Raw genomic sequence first — 16419 nt, 5'->3', positions numbered from 1 at the left:
GATTAGACTAAAGTCTTAGATCACCGAAACGCCGGCATTGTACATATTTGCAAATCACAAGTATTGAACTTTATTAGAGCATTTACTCTTTAAGTCATTGTTTTGTATAGAGCAAATACTCTAATGCGCCGCACGCTGGCGATTGCCCGCACCCACCATACTCGGCGGGCCGCGCCCCCCAGGCCCGCGGTTCCTGTGCTCCGGAGCGACACATTGCTTGAGACTAGCACACCGCAGCCCGGACCGACCGACACTGGCCCGGCAACATTAAATTCAGGACGGAAAAACCCGGCGCGGGGTTGCAATCCGTTGATCTGTTATCATTACTCCCCAGAGAAACACACTCCTTGCTGCGGAAGCTACATCATGTCCAGAAAAGACCCCAACGCCGAACGTTACATCGCCATTGCCCGCGCCTGCCTCAAGGCCATCAACGACACGGCAGCAGACCGCGGCTCGCGGGAAGACAAGATCCAGGCCGTGTATAACGCCATTGATACCGCTTTTCAGCAGGAATTTGCCGAGTACCAGCAATCCGTTGCCGTGATGGCGACCGTACTGGAGAGAATCGCCTCCGGGGAACTGGATGCCAATGCTGCTGTCAGTCTTGCCCGTAAGACCCTTGATCAGCAGCCTGCAGCAACCCGCCAGGCGATCATGCACTGAGCACTGCACTCACTACGGCAATACGAGGACACGCTATGCGACCCGGCACTCCTGTCTCCGCCAGATCGTCCTGGCTGGTAAGGCCACTGATCGTTTTGTGGCTTCTGGTTTTCAGCACCCTGACGCTGGCCGCCGGGTCCCCCGTCAAAAGTCCGAACGACAGCAATGACTACCGTTACCTGACCCTCGACAACGGGCTGCGGGTACTGCTGGTGTCCTCCCCCGGAGCCGACCGGGCCGCCGCGTCGGTGAACGTGGCGGTGGGTAGCGGCGATGATCCCGCTGACCGGGAAGGCCTGGCCCACTTCCTGGAGCACATGCTGTTCCTCGGTACCGAGAAATACCCGGACCCCGGTGAATACCAGCAGTTCATCAAAAGCCATGGCGGCAGCCACAATGCCTTTACCGCGTTCCAGGACACCAACTACTTTTTCGACATCCAGGCCGACTACCTGGAGCCCGCGCTGGACCGTTTTGCCCAGCAGTTTGCCGCCCCCCTCTTCACCGCCGACCTGGTCGACCGGGAACGCCAGGCGGTGCATTCCGAGTACAGCGCCAAGCAGAAAGAGGATGGCCGACGCTTTTATTCGGTCAAGAAAGCCATCGCCAACCCGGACCACAGTTTCAGCCAGTTTGCGGTGGGCAACCTGGCCACCCTCGCCAACACCGAGGAGCGCCCGCTGCGGCCTGACCTGATCCGATTCTGGCGCAATCACTATTCCGCCAACCTGATGACCCTCGCGGTCACCGGTCCACAATCCCTCGATCAGCTCGAAGCCATGGTTCGCGGACGCTTTGCCGCCATCGAGAATCGCGGGCTGCAGCCCCGCCACTATTCGACCCCGCTGTATCCGGAGGAGCTGCTGCCCGCCAAGGTGACCGCCGAAGCGCTGAAGGATGTCCGCAACCTGACCCTGAGCTTTCCGATCCCGTCCCAGCGAGACGAATACCGCAACAAACCGGCCAGCTATGTCGCCAACCTGCTGGGCCACGAAGGCCCGGGCAGCCTGTTTGACGTGCTCAAGCGCGCCGGCTTGGTCGACAGTCTGTCCGCTGGCAGCGGCATGGATGACGGCCAACAGGCAACCCTTGAAATCAGCATGGCCCTCACCCCCGCGGGCCTGGACCGCCAGCAGGACATACTCAAGCTCACCTTTGATTACATCAACCTGGTGCGTGAAGCCGGCGTCACCCGGCAGCGCTTTGATGAAGCACGCCGCCTCTCTCAGATTGACTTCCGCTTCCGGGAAAAATCCGATCCGGTCCATGACGTCATGCGGCTCTCCGGACAGCTTCAGCATGTGGCTCCCGAAGACGTGCTGCAGTCCCCATGGATGATGGAAAGCTACAGCCCGGAGGCCTATCAGGCGATTCTCGACCGGCTGACTGAAGACAATGTTCTGGTCTCCCTGCTGGTACCCCAGCCCGAACTGGCCACGCCCCGGTTGACCCGCTGGTATGAGGCGGCCTTTGAAGTCACACCGCTGGATCCCCGGGCACTCGAAGGTGACACACCGCTGACCTCGCAACTGGCCCTGCCGGAGCCAAACCCGTTCATCCCGGATGACCTGGAGATGGTAGCCGGCCGCACCATGGCGCAGCCGGAACGGCTGGGCGAAGACGGTGGCATGGCGCTCTGGTACGCCCGGGACACCCGTTTCGGAACCCCCAAGGCCAATGTCTATGTCAGCCTGCGTTCCCCGGAAACCCGGGCCTCCGCCCGCAACAATGTGCTGACCCAGCTGCTGGTGGATGCCGTCAACACCAACCTGAATGCCTGGGCGTACCCGGCCCAGCTGGCCGGCTTGGACTACTCGGTGTACACCCACCTGCGGGGCATCACCATCCGGGTCGGCGGCTACAGCGACAAACTGCACACCCTGATGACCCGTATCCTGGGCCAGCTCGCCAACCCGGACATTTCCGAGCAGCGCTTTGCCATTGCCCGCCAGAACCTGATCGACAGCCTGCGCAACAAATCCCACGAGCGGCCGGTGGCACAGACCTCCGAGTTCATCCAGAACGCACTGATTGAAGGCGCCTGGCAGACCGATGCCCGGCTCAAGGCGGCCAGCAGCATCACCCTGGAAGAGCTGCGCACGTTCGCCCAGGCGTTTACCCGGCAACTGGACCCGGTCATGCTGGCCCACGGCAACCTGACCGAGGCCTCTGCCCTGAACATTGCCCGCCAGGTCGAAGCCGTGGTGTTGCGCAACAGCGAGCGGGTTGAAGTTGCCCGCAGCGGAGTGCGGGAACTGCCGCCCGGCGAGACCGACGTGCTGCTGGATGTGGATCACCCGGACACCGGATATTCCCTGTACATGCAGGGCCGCGATACCGGTTTTGCCGAACGTGCCGCCTACCGCCTGCTTGGCCAGATCATCAGCAGCCCGTTCTACGAAGAAATCCGCACCCGCCGGCAGCTGGGCTACATCGTGTACGCCACACCCTTCGAAATGCTGGAAACCCCCGCGCTGGGCTTTATTGTCCAGTCACCGGGCGCCTCCGCCGCCGAAATCGACGCCGCCGTACGGGACTTCAGCCAACAGTTTGAAAAGACCCTGAGCAGCCTGGACGATGCCGCGCTGACCCGGGAAAAGCAGGCAGTGATCAGCCAGCTGCTGGAACAGGATCGCCGGCTGGGCGATATTTCCGGGCGTTACTGGAGGGAGATTGATCGCTCGGCGACTGACTTCTCATCCCGTGAGAAACTGGCCGAAGCGGTAAAACGGGTGAGTGCGAAGGACCTGCTGGCCACCTTCCGCCGCAGCGTTCTGGAACGGGACCGCTCCCTGAAAGTGACCACCTCCCGTGAGGCCGAAGGCAATGAAGAGGTCGTGCGGCAGCTGACTGGCCGCGAGACGGTATCCAGTAGCTAAGCTGCCAGACCCCGGACTCAGGCCGGCGACTGAAGCAGCGCCAGGTAGCGCTGCCAGTCGCCCGGCTCGTCCACATCCCAGCGCGGCTCCAGCAGGTGAACGCTGAGGCCGCAGCCCGCTAGCCGCTCGCAGGTACGCTCCAGCACCTCGGGGGTGCCCCAGGCAATCCCTTCCAGCATACCAGGCACCACCCGTCGCACACCGATTAGCACGTACCCCCCATCGTCTGAAGGCCCCAGAACCACATCATGGTCTGTCAGGGCCCGGAAGGCGGCCGCCACATAAGCCGGATCCACCGACGGGCAATCACTGCCGACAATCATCGCGCGAGGATAGCGCTGCAGCCCCTCGGCCAGTGCCGACGTCATCCGCAGCCCGAGATCCGCACCCTGCTGAACGCCCTGGCCGACCCCGTAATCCTGCAGTTTCGACAGAATCGGAGCGGCCTCAGCCGGCACCTCGGGACGCTCACGGTCCCACCAGAACTGCACCTGCCGGCCACTGGCAACCAGGTTGTCCAGCACCTGAGCGGTCAGCTCCAGATGGGCATTCATCGCACCTTCCGCCCCCAGCAACGGCATCAGCCGGGTTTTCACCCTGCCCGCCTCCGGCCACTTGGCGAACTGGATCACCAACTCACAATCAGGATTGGCTTGTCGGACGTCGGACATCTGCGCGGTACACCTTTGCCAGAGATTCCGGGGATTCTCCCCGCCAATAGCGCCATCGCAGGCGCCACATCAGCCAGATGGTGCGCCAGGCACCCTGCTGCTCCCAGCGGCGGCTGTCGGTAACCACCGGGTCATCAATACAATAGGGCGGCGAGGCGGTGCGCAACCGGGACGACAACTCCACATCCTCCATCAGGGCAATCGGCCGGAAACCCTGCAAGGCTTCGAAGACCGAACGCCGGACAAACATCGCCTGATCCCCCGTCGCAATACCCGTCAGCCGCGATCGCCGGTTCATGAACCAGGCAATCACCCGATAGATAAGGCGATGACCGCTGAGCCGGACGTCAAACCGGCCCCATTGGCGATTACTGACGGCGAAATCCCGCAAATGCTCCAGGGCCGCGAACGGCAGCCGGGTGTCCGCATGAAGAAACAACAGAATGTCCCCCCTTGCCTCCCCGGCCCCGGCATTCATCTGCACCGCCCGGCCCCGACCGGACACAATCACCCGATCGCACAGGGGCTCTGCCAGCCGCACGGTGCCGTCATCACTGCCGGCATCCACCACCAGCACCTCAACCCCCGCCACCCGCAGTGGCGTCAGGGCCTGCAGGCTGGCCTGAATGGTGGCAGCCTCCCGCCAGACCGGAATTATCACACTGACCAGACAGGGCTCAGACAACAATAAACTCCGCAGCTATTACACGTGAAATCAGGCGAGCCTTGAGAGACGCCGCCGGGCCCGCTATTATACCGGCCTTCACAGCGCAATGCCCCCGTAGCTCATCTGGATAGAGCGTCCCCCTCCTAAGGGGAAGGTAGCAGGTTCGAGTCCTGCCGGGGGCACCATTGCCCCCTGTCAGCTACCCGCCCGCCCCAAGCGATACCACCCAATCCCCAACACGCCCGCAAGCAACAGCAGCAAACTGGAAGGCTCTGGCACCTTGGCCGGCAGTACTTTCTCCAGACGGCCGGTCAGCGAGTAATGCGTTCCGGAGTCCAGATTGGCAACGTACGCGCCCTCAAACGGCGCGGTTAGGTCCAGGTGGTCAAAAATATCCGCACCGGCTTCCAGGTAAAACAGGTCAAGAAACAGGAAGAACTCGAAATTGTCCACCACGAACGGTTCGAAACCATTCTCGTAAAGAGCGCCGGTATCCGACACCGGTTGGTCGTACATCAACGGCACCAGCCCGGTCCAGCTGAAGGTTACGGGGGCACTGGTAAACTGGACAGAGACCAGGCCACGCAGCACCGAATCCACCTCGATTGTCGCGGTCGCATTGTGACTCTCATACTGGTTCGCGATGGGATGATCGTAGCTGTAGGTAATCAAGGCGGCGTTCGCAGCCGGCGCCAGACAAGCAAGCATTAGTATAAGAAGGTTCTTCACGCGGTCCGTCCCTCAGTATGCCGATGATCCGTCAACGGGGAACCAAGCAATTATCGAACCATGGCCCGTATTGCTGAGGTTGCGGGGAACCGGCAGGGCCAGGCCTCACACAAGTGTAAAATATCCTGACAGTACACCTGATTATCAAAGCCGCTGACGCTACCCCAGGGGGAACCGCCGATGACGCTGCCAAGGACACCCGCAACCGCACTCGCAACCCCAAACCCGGGCAACCGATCACGCTAGCCGCGACATCAAGGCCAGGCGAATGCCGAACCCGATCAGAACCGAAGCGAACAACAACCGTTGGGCGACCTGAACTGCGGGATGACCCCGCATCCACCGCCCGAGCGCCAGGCCCAGGGCTCCGTAGACCGCGTCGAAGATGAATCCCATCGCGACCAGTATCAGGCCTAATACCAGGAACTGAACACCGACGGGCCCGGCGTCGAGGAGTATGAACTGGGGTAACAGGACTGAACAGAACAGCAGTGCCTTCGGGTTGCTGATGTTGGTGACGAATCCCCGCATAAAGGACTGGCGATAGGACCAGCTCGGGGCCCCACCAGCCGCGGGTTCGGTACCCGGAATCCAGGAGGGGGAACGGGCGATCCGGAGCCCCAGCCAGATCAGGTAAGCCACCCCGATCCACCGGACCAGGTCGAATGCCAGCACCGAGGTGGCAAGAACCGCAGCAAGCCCCGCGGCCGCCAGGGCCACATGGGCCCCTCTCGCCAACGCTAACCCGACCGCCACGGCCATTGCCTGGGCTCGCCCCAGGGAACTGGATACCTGGAGCACCAGCACCAGGTCCGGCCCGGGCACCATGTACGCGATGGCCAGGGTGCCCAGGTACACCTCAAGATTGTTCATGACTCCGCCACCTTACGCTCAGACATCCCGGTAACTAGCGTAAGGCAATCGACAATTATCAGGATTGCGTAATCACCATGGATTTCAGAGAAACTTGGTATATTCTTTCACTCTGAGTCGCCAAAAGTGATAACTAATGCCAAACAAGAAACTCGACAATCTCGACCGACGAATTCTGGCAGCCCTTCAGCGGGACGGGCGCCTCAGTAATGTGGAACTTGCAGAAGAGGTCGGGCTCTCGCCCTCGCCCTGCCTGCGCAGGGTACGTCTTCTCGAACAGGCGGGGATCATTCGGGGGTATCACGCCGAGTTGGATCGGGCCGGCGTTGGGCTGGAGATGACGGTTTTCGTCGGAATCAAGGTCGAACGGCATGATGACAAAGTCGACCAGGCCTTCCGGGAAGCCGTGGTGAACCTGCCCGAGGTGATCTCCTGCCATCTGGTCTCTGGCGAGTCAGATTTTCTGCTACAGGTTACCGTGCCGGATCTCGCCGGCTATGAAGCTTTCTTGCAGAAGACGTTGCTGAAACTCCCCGGTGTCAGCGACATTCGCAGCAACTTTGCCATCTCCACCGTCAAGCCACCCTCCGCCCTGCCCTTGATGCATCTGCCGCGGCCGCGACCATAACCGCAGCTCAGTGATTGGCGGTTGCAAAGCTTCCCTGCTCGCCCTCCATGGGAGCAGGGACCTGGCCGTGTGCGTTTATCCCTTCTGGGCGGTGTAGCTTTGGATCAGATTGGCGTATTGAGGCAGATGCTTGGCCAGGATGCCGCCAAACCCTTCAATATCGTTGCGCCAGTCACGGTGCAGCTCACAACCTACACTGAACCAGTTCATCAGTTGGGCTCCGGCCTGTTCCATTCGACTCCAGGCCGCATCCCGCGTGGTCAGGTTGAACGTGCCTGAGGCGTCGGTAACCACAAATACTTCATACCCCTCCGCCAGGGCAGACAGTGTCGGGAAAGCAACACAGACATCTGTGACCACACCCGCGATCAGTATCTGCTTTTTGCCGGTGGCTTTTACGGCTTTGACAAAGTCCTCATTATCCCAGCAGTTAATCTGACCCGGGCGGGCAAAATAAGGCGCGTCAGGAAACATCTCCTTCAGCTCCGGCACCATAGGCCCGTTGGGGCCATCCTCGAAACTGGTGGTCAGGATCGACGGGATATCGAAGAATTTGGCGATATCGGCCAGGGCCAACACATTGTTCCTGAAATCATCCGGGCTAAAGTCACGAACCAGGGACAGCAGCCCGGATTGGTGGTCCACCATCAGCAGCACAACATCGTCTTTATCCAGTCGATTGTAGTTGAATGACATGTTCTTTCTCCCTGTGGTTGATTGTCCAACTAGCTTAGGAAAAAAGCTGTGACACGTGTAGGCGGCAAAATTTATACTCACCGTTCTATAAACAGGACAATTTTTAATGCAGGACCTGAACGATCTCTATTACTTCGTCCAAGTGGTTGACCACAGCGGATTTGCCCCGGCGGGTCGGGCAATGGGTGTACCAAAGTCCAAACTGAGCCGTCGGATTGCGATTCTGGAAGATCGTCTGGATACCCGCCTGATCAACCGCTCAACCCGGCGATTTACCGTCACGGAGTTAGGCCAGGAGTACTACCGTCACTGTGTTGCAATGCTGGTGGAGGCTGAAGCCGCCCAAGAAGTTATAGACCGCTCCAGGGCCGAGCCAAGAGGCGTGGTTCGTTTGAGTTGCCCGCCCGGCCTAATCTATTTTCATGTCGGGAAACTGCTGGTCCAGTTCATGGAACGATACCCTCAGGTTAAAGTCGAGATCGACGCGACAAGCCGACGCGTGGATGTCATCCGGGAGGGCTTTGACCTGGCACTGAGAGTCCGGTTTCCACCCTTGGAGGACAGCGGCCTGACGATGAAGGTGCTATGCCAGAGTCCACAGTGCCTGATGGCATCCCCGGACTTCATGAGGCAGTACCCGCATCCGAATGACCCGGCAGAACTGGCCACGATGCCCAGCCTCGATTTCGAACCGGCGGATGGGCAGCATATCTGGTGGCTGGACGGTCCGGATGGAGATTCCGCCCGGGTGCGTCACGACCCCCGCCTGGTGACTGACGATGTTTTCACCTTGCGTGAGGCCGCTATCGCCGGATTGGATGTAGTCCGCATGCCTTTGATTGTTGCCGGCCGCGATCTGGTAGAGGGCCGGTTGGTAAACGTGATTCCCGGCTGGCAACCAAGGGGCGGCATCCTACATGCGGTGTTTCCGTCCCGGCGAGGCCTGGTGCCCGCAGTCCGAACCCTGCTGGACTTTCTTGCCGACGCAATGGACGACGTAGATTTTATCCTGCCGGATCCGCCTGTCAGGAAAGACTGACCGGCCCGTTATCAATCGCCGACAGTGCCTCATTCACGCCGAATACCTTGCCATTGACGTGCGGTATGCCAAAACCCATCAGCCTCGCGGTATGTTTTTCCAGGTAGGCGCGGGCGCTTGCTTCATCCTCGAAAAGGTAAATGCCGCCGGCTTCCTGAGTGTCCGGGTTTTCGGTCCAGACTTTCCAGATGAAACCCGGCTCCTGTGCGATGGATTCGGCCAGTTCTTTCATGGCGGTGGTCATCTCGTCCCCGAAGGGGCCGGTGTATGGGAAATCGACCTGTAGCAGGGTTTTCATGGCAGTCTCCTGTCTGGATGGAATAATCGCGGCGGTTGCCGCGGGCCCGCAGCTGATCCGGGGCAGAGGTCCGTATCATAGCAGAGCAGGACAGACCGGAGGCCTGCCCTGCTCTTCCAGGCTTTACCTTGGGGACTGTTCGAGTCCCGGGGACAGACCCGAGGTCTGTCCCCTTGCATCACAAGTCTGTCCCCATCCGTCAGGTCATTGCCGTTGCCAGTCGTCGGTGCCGGCGGCGAAGCGCCAGCTTCGCCGCGACCACTGCAGGGATGATCAGCATGGCGCTGATCATACTCAGCTCGATATTGGACAGCGGCACCGGCCCGCCGCCCGGGATGGCCAGGAGAAGCCCCCCGAAAATGAGGGCCAGGCGGATTGGCCACTGCAGCAGGCGGCTGGCGGACAGGTCACCAATGCCCAGCAGGTAGCCCTGCATGGCACCGGCAATCAACAGTACGCCCAGCAGCGCCTGACCAATCACGATGGTGACCTCACTCCAGGTGCCCTGGAAAATCAGTGCCGGATTGAGTACGAAGAGGAATGGAATGAAGTAGATCACGCTGCCCAGCCGCATCGCCTGCAGCCCGGTTTCCATGGGTCGGGAACCGGCGATGGTCGAGGCCGCGAAGGCGCCCAGCGCAACCGGCGGGGTGATGAAACTCAGCATGCCCCAGTACAGGATAAACAGGTGCACCGCCAGCGGATCCATGCCGCCACCAGTGATCAGGGCCGGCGCCAGCGCCACCGCCAGGAAGATGTAGGCCGCGGTCACCGTCATGCCAATTCCGAGGATGAAGCTGGTCAGGGCACCCATCATCAGCAGCACCAGCGTGTTGCCACCGGCGAGGTAGATGAGGTCGTTGGCGATGGTTCCCGACAATCCGGTAACCGACAGCGCGCCGACCAGAAGCCCCACCCCGGTCAGGATGGCAATCAGTTCGGCAAACAGCTTGCCGGAGCTGGAGAAGAAATCCTTCACCTGCTGCCAGCCCCAACGCTGATACGGCAGGATCTGGTTGATCACCAGCAGCAACGCGGTGGCGTAAAAGGGTGCGGTCGCTTCCTGACGCAGGAAGAACAGCAGCCAGATCAGTAAACCAAACACAAAGATGAAGTACCAGCCTTCCTTGAGGGTCTGCTTCAGGGAGGGCAGTTCGCTCGCCGGCAGGCCTTTCAGGTCATGACGGGCCGCATAGGCGTCAATCTGGATGAACAACCCAAGGAAATACAGAAATGATGGCACGACTGCCGCCAGCGCAATGGTGCCATAGGGGATATTGAGGAAGGCGGCCATGACAAACGCGGTCGCCCCCATTACCGGCGGCATCAGCACGCCCCCGGTGGACGCACAGGCTTCGACCCCGGCGGCGTGGGACTTACTGAAGCCAACCCGGCGCATGGCCGGTATGGAGAGCACACCCGTGGTGAGTACGTTGGTAATCACACTGCCGCTCATGGATCCCATCAGGCCACTGGAGAACACCGCCACCTTGGCCGGCCCGCCGCGCACATGGCCCAGCAAGGCAAACGCCAGGTTGATGAAGAACTTGCCGCCACCGGTTTGCTGCAACGCCACACCAAACAGCAGGAAGCCAACCACCAGATTGGCGAACGCCTGCAGCGGAATGCCCATCACACTTTCCCGGCTCATGGCGTGGTAGATCGCCGTCTGGTCCGGGGAGGACGGGAAGCCCTGAATGGGACCCGGCACCAGGTCGGCAAAGATCGGGTAGATACTGGCAATGGCCACGATCACCGCAATGGGCAGGCCCCCGGCACGGCGCACCGCTTCCACCACGGTGGCCCAGAACAGGAAGCTCACCACGATGGCGTAATCCGGCGCGGCATACTCCCAGCCCCGGTCAAGAATCTGCTCAGCGTTGTACACAAAAAAGCCGCATACCCCGGCCGTCGCCAGGAACAGGATGACGTCGTACCAAGGCACCCGGTCCCGGGCCGCGTGCCGGTTCATCGGCCACAGCACATAGACCAGCGGCAACATCAACGCCACCAGGGTGTAGAAAAACTGGCTTTCGACCTTGGTGATGAAATTGATGAGCTGGAGGTTGAACAGGTAATCGATGGTGAAGAGGGTCAACACAACGGTGGCAATACGTGGCACCCAAAGCCAGAATCCGCTGAGTTGGCGGATACCGGAGACATTCTCCGGCGGACTGGAAGTATCCTTGCGGTCATTCATGGGTTACTGGACTCCGAATTCGGGACAGGACTGGGCAGGAGCACACGGGGAGCGCCGCAGGGCAGCTCCCCGTGACAGGCGAATCAGCAGATCAACGGAACACCGGATTCATACCGGCCGCTTCCAGGGCCTTGGCCCGGGCTTCCATCCATCCGCTACGGAAGGCGTCCTCGTCTTTCGGCGGGTTGCTGCCGGTGTACTGCTTCCAGGTGTCCATCAGGATGCGCTGGCGCTCGACCAGCATGTCCTGATGCGCCTGCATTTCATCGGTCCAGTGGCCGATTTCCTTGTAGTAGTCCACCACTGCATCGTGGAAGGGAATGACCCACTGCATGTTCTGCTGGCTCAGACTGTAACCGGCGTTACCCGGCGCGGCGTCCTTGTACTTGTCGTAGTCTTCGGTGAACACCCGGATCAGGCTGCTGGCCAGTTTCGGATCGGAATCGGCGTTCGCCACCAGGATCGGGTACGGGTAGCTGGCACCCTGCCAGGGGTTGTCCTTGCTGTAATCGCCGGCGGCGGAGGTCACCTTGTGGGGCTGGAAATACGGTGCCACCGCTTGCAGTCTCGCCCAGCCTTCACTATCGCCCGGATCCAGCTCGGGCCACACCAGGCCCCGCGGGCTGGCGGCCAGTTGCTGGGCAGGCGGCGCCACACTCATGGTGAAGGCGACATCGGCCTGATCCGCGACAATGCCGTCGAACGCCCGGCCATAGCCCGGGAATTCCACTTTCTCAACGTCATCCCAGGTCAGGTCACCAAACGCCAGAAATGCCTCGGTGCCCAGGTTGAGCGCATCGTCGCCGCGAATCCAGGACACCCGCTTGCCCTTCAGGTCGTATGGGGTCTTCACATCCACATCACCGGCGATGGCGATGCCGAGCCCAAAGCTGGCGATGGAGGTAGTGATGACGCGAATGGGTTGCGGCCCCCAGTCCGGGCCGGCGAACATCAGTACGCCCTCGGAGCCGTAATAGCTGGCGATACCGCAGGCGCAGAGCGGTACCCGATTGGTTTTCAGCGGCGTCATCCGCGAAACATCGTTTTCACCGGGCAGGATACGCACCGAGGTGCCGTATTCGTTCTGCAAGAGGTTGCCAATCGCCACCATCTGGCTGTAACCGGCCGAGCCGGTGCCATAAGCCGTCATGGCCAGGGTATTGGGCAATTCCACTTTGTCCGCCGCCAAAGTGATTGCCGGAGCGGCGGCGATAGCCATCGCCACCAGGGATCTTTTAAGTGCAAACATGACTTTATCCTTCTTGCTTGTAATTGTAATTTCGCCAGGCGAAATCATGTTCTGTCTTCGCAATACCAATTTAGCGAGTGAAAGAATGATGTGTCAACAAACCATTGATTCGGAATTGCAGCTTTTCTTGTCATGGGCTGGTTTCCCGCAGTAACCTCCAACATCGGGGACTGGCCTACGTTCTGTCCCCTCATGTCTTATTCAGGATTTGGGCAACAATGATGATGAAGTACCGCATTATTCCGGTCACGCCGTTCCAGCAGAACTGCACGCTGATCTGGTGTGACGAAACCCGCAAGGCGGCGGTGGTGGATCCGGGCGGGGATCTGGAGCGCATCAAGGCGGTGATCGCCGAAGAAGGTGTGACGGTTGAGAAGATCCTGCTTACGCATGCCCACATCGATCACGCCGGCGGTACCGCCGCACTGGCGGAGGACCTTAACCTGACCATTGAGGGCCCCCAGCAAGAGGACAACTTCTGGATTCAGGGCCTGCCCCAGCAGAGCCAGATGTTCGGCTTCCCGAAAGCGGAAATCTTTACGCCAGACCGCTGGCTGGAGGATGGTGACCGGGTAACCGTGGGCAAGGTGGAACTGCAGGTTATCCACTGCCCCGGCCACACCCCCGGCCACGTCGTGTTCTACCAGCCGGAAGCCGCAATCGCCCTGGTCGGAGACGTGTTGTTCCACGGCTCCATCGGCCGTACCGACTTCCCCAAGGGCGACCACGCCACCCTGATCCGCTCCATCCGGGAAAAGCTGTTCCCGCTCGGGGATGACATCCGTTTCATCCCCGGCCATGGACCGATGTCCACCTTTGGCCAGGAGCGGGCCAGCAATCCGTTCGTCGGCGGCCAGTGGGGCTGAGCCCCCGCCGCCACACTCAGGCCGCCAGGGTGTTCAGCCGCTCCATCTGGGCCAGCAGCTCGGCGGTTTTCTCCCGCATCAGCTCCACATCACCGCGGGCCTCAACATTGAGCCGGACAACCGGTTCGGTATTGGACATCCGCAGGTTGAAGCGCCAGCGGGAGAACTCCATGCTGAGACCATCGACATAGCTGATGCGCTCCGCTTTGTTGCGGTAGAGATGCTCGATAGCCTCGATCACCGCAGCAGGCCGGTCAATGGTGCGGTTGATTTCACCGCTGGCCGGATAGGCATCGATACGGGCGTCGATCAGTGAGGACAGGGTCTGGCCGGACTGGCAAAGCCGCTCCGCCACCAACAGCCAGGGAATCATGCCACTGTCACAGTAGGCAAAATCCCGGAAGTAGTGGTGGGCGCTCATTTCACCACCATAGATGGCATCCTCGTCCCGCATCCGCTGCTTAATGAAAGCGTGACCGGTTTTACTCTCCACCGGTTCACCACCCGCCTGGCGCACCAGGTCGAGGGTATTCCAGGTCAGCCGCGGATCGTGGATGACCTTGCCGCCACCGGCCTTACGGAGGAACTGGTCCGCCAGCAGGCCAACAATATAGTAGCCTTCGATAAAGCGGCCGGTTTCGTCGAAGAAGAAGCAGCGGTCGTAGTCACCATCCCAGGCAATCCCCATGGCTGCCTGCTCCCGAACTACCGCCTGCGCCGTTACCGCACGGTTTTCCTCCAGCAGCGGGTTGGGCACACCATTGGGGAACTCGCCATCCGGCTGATGGTGCAACCTTACAAACTCGAACGGCAAATGTGGCTCGAGGGCATCAATCACCGCCCCGGCGCCACCATTACCGGCATTGACGACCAGTTTCATCGGCCTGAGTGCGGCAGCATCGATGTACCCCAGCAAGTGCTGGACATAGTCCTGCGCCACCGCCAGGTGCTTGACCCGCCCTAACACCGGCGCATCCTGGAAGGGCTCACGCACCCGGTCCCGGATCGCATTGAGACCGGTGTCGGAGCTGATCGGCCGGGACTCCGGGCCCACCAGTTTCATGCCGTTGTGGTCTTTCGGGTTGTGACTTGCGGTCACCATGATGCCACCGTCCATGCCGTAGTGGCTGGTGGCAAAATACACCTGCTCCGTACCACACAGCCCGATATCGAACACATCGGCACCGGCAGCAATCAGCCCGGCACGGAGTGCCTCGGCAATGTCCGGGCTAGACAGCCGGATGTCGTAGCCCACCACCACATTCTTCGCTCCGGTCACGTCCACATAGGCGCGACCAATCAGGTTGGCGAGTTCCGGATCAAGCTGGTCCGGCACCCGGCCTCGCAGGTCATAAGCTTTAAAACATGAAAGATCCATTGCAGTCTCCTTGCAGTTTCCGTGCTCGGGGTGTTCCGTCCCAACTTAAACCGGCTCTGACACTACCGGTATCAGCTCCTCGGTGGTTGCGGCGTCAGTGCGACCATAGCGGTCTTCCAGCCGCTCGATGTCGTCCTCGCCAAGATAGGCACCCGACTGCACTTCGATCAGTTCCAGCGGAATCTTGCCGGGGTTGGTCAGCCGGTGAACCGCACCGATGGGGATATAGGTGGACTCGTTCTCCGAAAGCAGGAAGGTCTCATGGTCCCGGGTAACCTCCGCGGTCCCCTTGACCACAATCCAGTGCTCGGCGCGGTGATGGTGTTTCTGCAGCGACAGTCGCTCACCGGGTTTGACACTGATCCGCTTGACCTGGAAGCGGTTACCCATGTCGATGCTGTCGTAACTGCCCCAGGGCCGGAACACTTCGCGGTGGTTGATGGCCTCGGAACGATGCTTGTCGTTGAGCAGATTGACCAGCTTCTTGACGTCCTGTACCCGGTCACGGTGCGCCACCATGAGGGCGTCCTTGGTATCGACCACCACCAGGTCCTGTACGCCCAGCATGGCGACGAGCTTGTCACCGGCATGCACCAGGCAGCCCTGGCTGTCTTCCAGGCAAACATCCCCTACCACCGCATTGGCACGCTCATCCTTCTGCCGTGTCTCCCAGATGGCAGACCACGACCCCACATCGCTCCAGCCCGCGTCCATCGGCACCAGTAACGCGTTGCGGGTTTTCTCCATGACCGCATAGTCGATGGACTCGTCCGGGCAGTGGGCAAAGATTTCGGCCGGAATCCGGCTGAACTCCATATCCCGGGTCAGGGATCGGGAGGCCAGCATGCAGGTGTCGTAGATATCCCGGTGGTGTTTCTGCAGTTCCTGCAGGTAGGCATCGGCACGGAACATGAACATGCCGCTGTTCCAGTAATAACCGCCTTCCTCCAGCAAGCGCACCGCGGTCGCCGCATCCGGTTTTTCAATGAACTGGCGAACCGGACGGGCAGCACCGGGCGCGGCGTCCTGGCTACGGGCAGCAATGTAGCCGTAGCCGGTTTCCGGGCGGTCCGGGGTGATGCCGAACAGCACCAGGCCACCGCTTCTGGCTACTTCCTCGGCCCGTAGCACTGCACTGCGGAAGGCATCGGTGTCGTCAATGGCATGATCCGCCGGTAACACCAGCATGATGGCTTTCGGGTCCTTGCGGGCGACCTCGATGGCGGCCATAGCAACCGCCGGTGCGGTATTGCGGCCGAAGGGCTCCAGTACAATCGCCAGCGGTTCGCTGCCGATGGCATCGAGCTGTTCCTTGACGATAAATCGATGCTCGTCGTTGGCCACCACCACCGGAGCCTCAACTCCGTCAATGGGCAGCCTCGCCAGGGTTTGCTGCAGCATGCTCTGGTCTCCGACCAGCGGCAAAAACTGTTTGGGATAGGCCTTCCGGGACAGCGGCCAAAGCCGGGATCCATTTCCACCTGAAAGTATGACTGGAATCATCGTCCTGCTCCTTTTCTCTGATTGAACGCCGCGGACTATTCCGCAGACGTTTTCCTGCAGGGTTGGTCTGGACCGAC

15 protein-coding genes and 1 tRNA gene are annotated in these 16419 nt (G+C 60.7%); 6 read left to right on the top strand and 10 right to left on the bottom strand.

What is annotated here, in order from left to right; all coding sequences use genetic code 11:
• Positions 1–366 precede the first annotated feature (366 nt).
• A complete protein-coding gene (locus CLH61_RS00870; RefSeq protein ID WP_099612821.1) occupies positions 367–666 on the top strand; it encodes a hypothetical protein in 300 nt (99 codons plus the stop codon).
• A 35-nt stretch (positions 667–701) separates the two neighbouring features.
• The gene (locus CLH61_RS00865) at positions 702–3545 is read left to right on the top strand and encodes an insulinase family protein (RefSeq protein ID WP_099612820.1); all 2844 of its coding nucleotides are present in this window, start codon (positions 702–704) and stop codon (positions 3543–3545) included.
• Positions 3546–3562: 17 nt separating this feature from the next.
• Here CLH61_RS00865 and CLH61_RS00860 read toward each other — a convergent pair whose 3' ends face one another.
• Together CLH61_RS00860 and CLH61_RS00855 are read right to left on the bottom strand one after the other, a co-directional pair.
• Positions 3563–4216 (bottom strand): TIGR04282 family arsenosugar biosynthesis glycosyltransferase, encoded by a 654-nt coding sequence (locus CLH61_RS00860; RefSeq protein WP_099612819.1) that lies wholly within the window; start codon positions 4214–4216, stop codon positions 3563–3565.
• Positions 4188–4901: a TIGR04283 family arsenosugar biosynthesis glycosyltransferase gene (locus CLH61_RS00855; protein WP_099612818.1), complete on the bottom strand. Its 714-nt coding sequence runs from the start codon at positions 4899–4901 to the stop codon at positions 4188–4190. Before CLH61_RS00855 ends, CLH61_RS00860 begins: the two co-directional genes overlap by 29 nt.
• Positions 4902–4991: 90 nt before the next feature.
• On the opposite strand from CLH61_RS00855, the gene CLH61_RS00850 reads away from it, so the two are divergent.
• A tRNA-Arg gene (locus CLH61_RS00850) sits at positions 4992–5068 on the top strand.
• 10 nt (positions 5069–5078) lie between these two features.
• On the opposite strand, the gene CLH61_RS00845 is transcribed toward CLH61_RS00850, so the two are convergent.
• On the bottom strand, positions 5079–5591 hold the full coding sequence (locus CLH61_RS00845; RefSeq protein ID WP_099612817.1) for a PEP-CTERM sorting domain-containing protein: 513 nt from the start codon (positions 5589–5591) through the stop codon (positions 5079–5081).
• 258 nt (positions 5592–5849) lie between these two features.
• Positions 5850–6485, bottom strand: coding sequence for a LysE family translocator (locus CLH61_RS00840; RefSeq protein WP_099612816.1), 636 nt, complete (start codon positions 6483–6485; stop codon positions 5850–5852).
• Between the two features lie 136 nt (positions 6486–6621).
• Between CLH61_RS00840 and CLH61_RS00835 the strand changes: the two genes are divergently transcribed.
• Positions 6622–7113 carry an Lrp/AsnC family transcriptional regulator gene (locus tag CLH61_RS00835; RefSeq protein WP_099612815.1) on the top strand — a complete coding sequence of 164 codons (492 nt, stop codon included), beginning with the start codon at positions 6622–6624 and terminating at the stop codon, positions 7111–7113.
• A gap of 75 nt (positions 7114–7188) precedes the next feature.
• Here the strand turns inward: CLH61_RS00835 and ycaC are convergent, their stop codons facing one another.
• On the bottom strand, positions 7189–7809 hold the full coding sequence (ycaC, locus tag CLH61_RS00830; protein WP_099612814.1) for an isochorismate family cysteine hydrolase YcaC: 621 nt from the start codon (positions 7807–7809) through the stop codon (positions 7189–7191).
• A gap of 106 nt (positions 7810–7915) precedes the next feature.
• Here ycaC and CLH61_RS00825 point away from each other — a divergent pair, with 106 nt between their 5' ends.
• Complete coding sequence (locus CLH61_RS00825) at positions 7916–8848, top strand: LysR substrate-binding domain-containing protein (RefSeq protein ID WP_099612813.1); 933 nt, start codon at positions 7916–7918, stop codon at positions 8846–8848.
• Here CLH61_RS00825 and CLH61_RS00820 read toward each other — a convergent pair.
• The 3 genes from CLH61_RS00820 to CLH61_RS00810 form a co-directional block, all read right to left on the bottom strand.
• Positions 8835–9146 carry a monooxygenase gene (locus CLH61_RS00820; RefSeq protein ID WP_099612812.1) on the bottom strand — a complete coding sequence of 104 codons (312 nt, stop codon included), beginning with the start codon at positions 9144–9146 and terminating at the stop codon, positions 8835–8837. The genes CLH61_RS00825 and CLH61_RS00820 overlap by 14 nt on opposite strands.
• Before the next feature lie 199 nt (positions 9147–9345).
• A complete protein-coding gene (locus CLH61_RS00815) occupies positions 9346–11346 on the bottom strand; it encodes a TRAP transporter permease (RefSeq protein WP_099612811.1) in 2001 nt (666 codons plus the stop codon).
• Positions 11347–11437: 91 nt separating this feature from the next.
• Positions 11438–12595, bottom strand: a complete 1158-nt coding sequence (locus CLH61_RS00810; RefSeq protein ID WP_099612810.1) for a TAXI family TRAP transporter solute-binding subunit — start codon at positions 12593–12595, stop codon at positions 11438–11440.
• A 218-nt stretch (positions 12596–12813) separates the two neighbouring features.
• On the opposite strand from CLH61_RS00810, the gene CLH61_RS00805 reads away from it, so the two are divergent.
• Complete coding sequence (locus CLH61_RS00805) at positions 12814–13461, top strand: MBL fold metallo-hydrolase (RefSeq protein ID WP_099612809.1); 648 nt, start codon at positions 12814–12816, stop codon at positions 13459–13461.
• Between the two features lie 16 nt (positions 13462–13477).
• Here the strand turns inward: CLH61_RS00805 and CLH61_RS00800 are convergent, their stop codons facing one another.
• A complete protein-coding gene (locus CLH61_RS00800; protein ID WP_099612808.1) occupies positions 13478–14839 on the bottom strand; it encodes a phosphohexomutase domain-containing protein in 1362 nt (453 codons plus the stop codon).
• A gap of 45 nt (positions 14840–14884) precedes the next feature.
• On the bottom strand, positions 14885–16342 hold the full coding sequence (locus tag CLH61_RS00795; RefSeq protein ID WP_099612807.1) for a mannose-1-phosphate guanylyltransferase/mannose-6-phosphate isomerase: 1458 nt from the start codon (positions 16340–16342) through the stop codon (positions 14885–14887).
• Positions 16343–16419: the final 77 nt, after the last annotated feature.

The sequence above is a fragment of the Marinobacter profundi genome, assembly GCF_002744715.1.
GTDB classification, from domain to species: domain Bacteria; phylum Pseudomonadota; class Gammaproteobacteria; order Pseudomonadales; family Oleiphilaceae; genus Marinobacter; species Marinobacter profundi.
The sequence above is the reverse complement of the archived record's forward strand: the minus strand, read 5'-3'. Positions and strand labels throughout refer to the sequence as shown.

Coding starts and splice junctions, on each gene's coding strand:
- CLH61_RS00870 (WP_099612821.1), top strand. CDS start 367: ATGTCCAGAAAAGACCCCAACGCCGAACGTTACATCGCCATTGCCCGC.
- CLH61_RS00865 (WP_099612820.1), top strand. CDS start 702: ATGCGACCCGGCACTCCTGTCTCCGCCAGATCGTCCTGGCTGGTAAGG.
- CLH61_RS00860 (WP_099612819.1), bottom strand. CDS start 4,216: ATGTCCGACGTCCGACAAGCCAATCCTGATTGTGAGTTGGTGATCCAG.
- CLH61_RS00845 (WP_099612817.1), bottom strand. CDS start 5,591: ATGCTTGCTTGTCTGGCGCCGGCTGCGAACGCCGCCTTGATTACCTAC.
- CLH61_RS00840 (WP_099612816.1), bottom strand. CDS start 6,485: ATGAACAATCTTGAGGTGTACCTGGGCACCCTGGCCATCGCGTACATG.
- CLH61_RS00835 (WP_099612815.1), top strand. CDS start 6,622: ATGCCAAACAAGAAACTCGACAATCTCGACCGACGAATTCTGGCAGCC.
- ycaC (WP_099612814.1), bottom strand. CDS start 7,809: ATGTCATTCAACTACAATCGACTGGATAAAGACGATGTTGTGCTGCTG.
- CLH61_RS00825 (WP_099612813.1), top strand. CDS start 7,916: ATGCAGGACCTGAACGATCTCTATTACTTCGTCCAAGTGGTTGACCAC.
- CLH61_RS00820 (WP_099612812.1), bottom strand. CDS start 9,146: ATGAAAACCCTGCTACAGGTCGATTTCCCATACACCGGCCCCTTCGGG.
- CLH61_RS00815 (WP_099612811.1), bottom strand. CDS start 11,346: ATGAATGACCGCAAGGATACTTCCAGTCCGCCGGAGAATGTCTCCGGT.
- CLH61_RS00810 (WP_099612810.1), bottom strand. CDS start 12,595: ATGTTTGCACTTAAAAGATCCCTGGTGGCGATGGCTATCGCCGCCGCT.
- CLH61_RS00805 (WP_099612809.1), top strand. CDS start 12,814: ATGATGATGAAGTACCGCATTATTCCGGTCACGCCGTTCCAGCAGAAC.
- CLH61_RS00800 (WP_099612808.1), bottom strand. CDS start 14,839: ATGGATCTTTCATGTTTTAAAGCTTATGACCTGCGAGGCCGGGTGCCG.
- CLH61_RS00795 (WP_099612807.1), bottom strand. CDS start 16,342: ATGATTCCAGTCATACTTTCAGGTGGAAATGGATCCCGGCTTTGGCCG.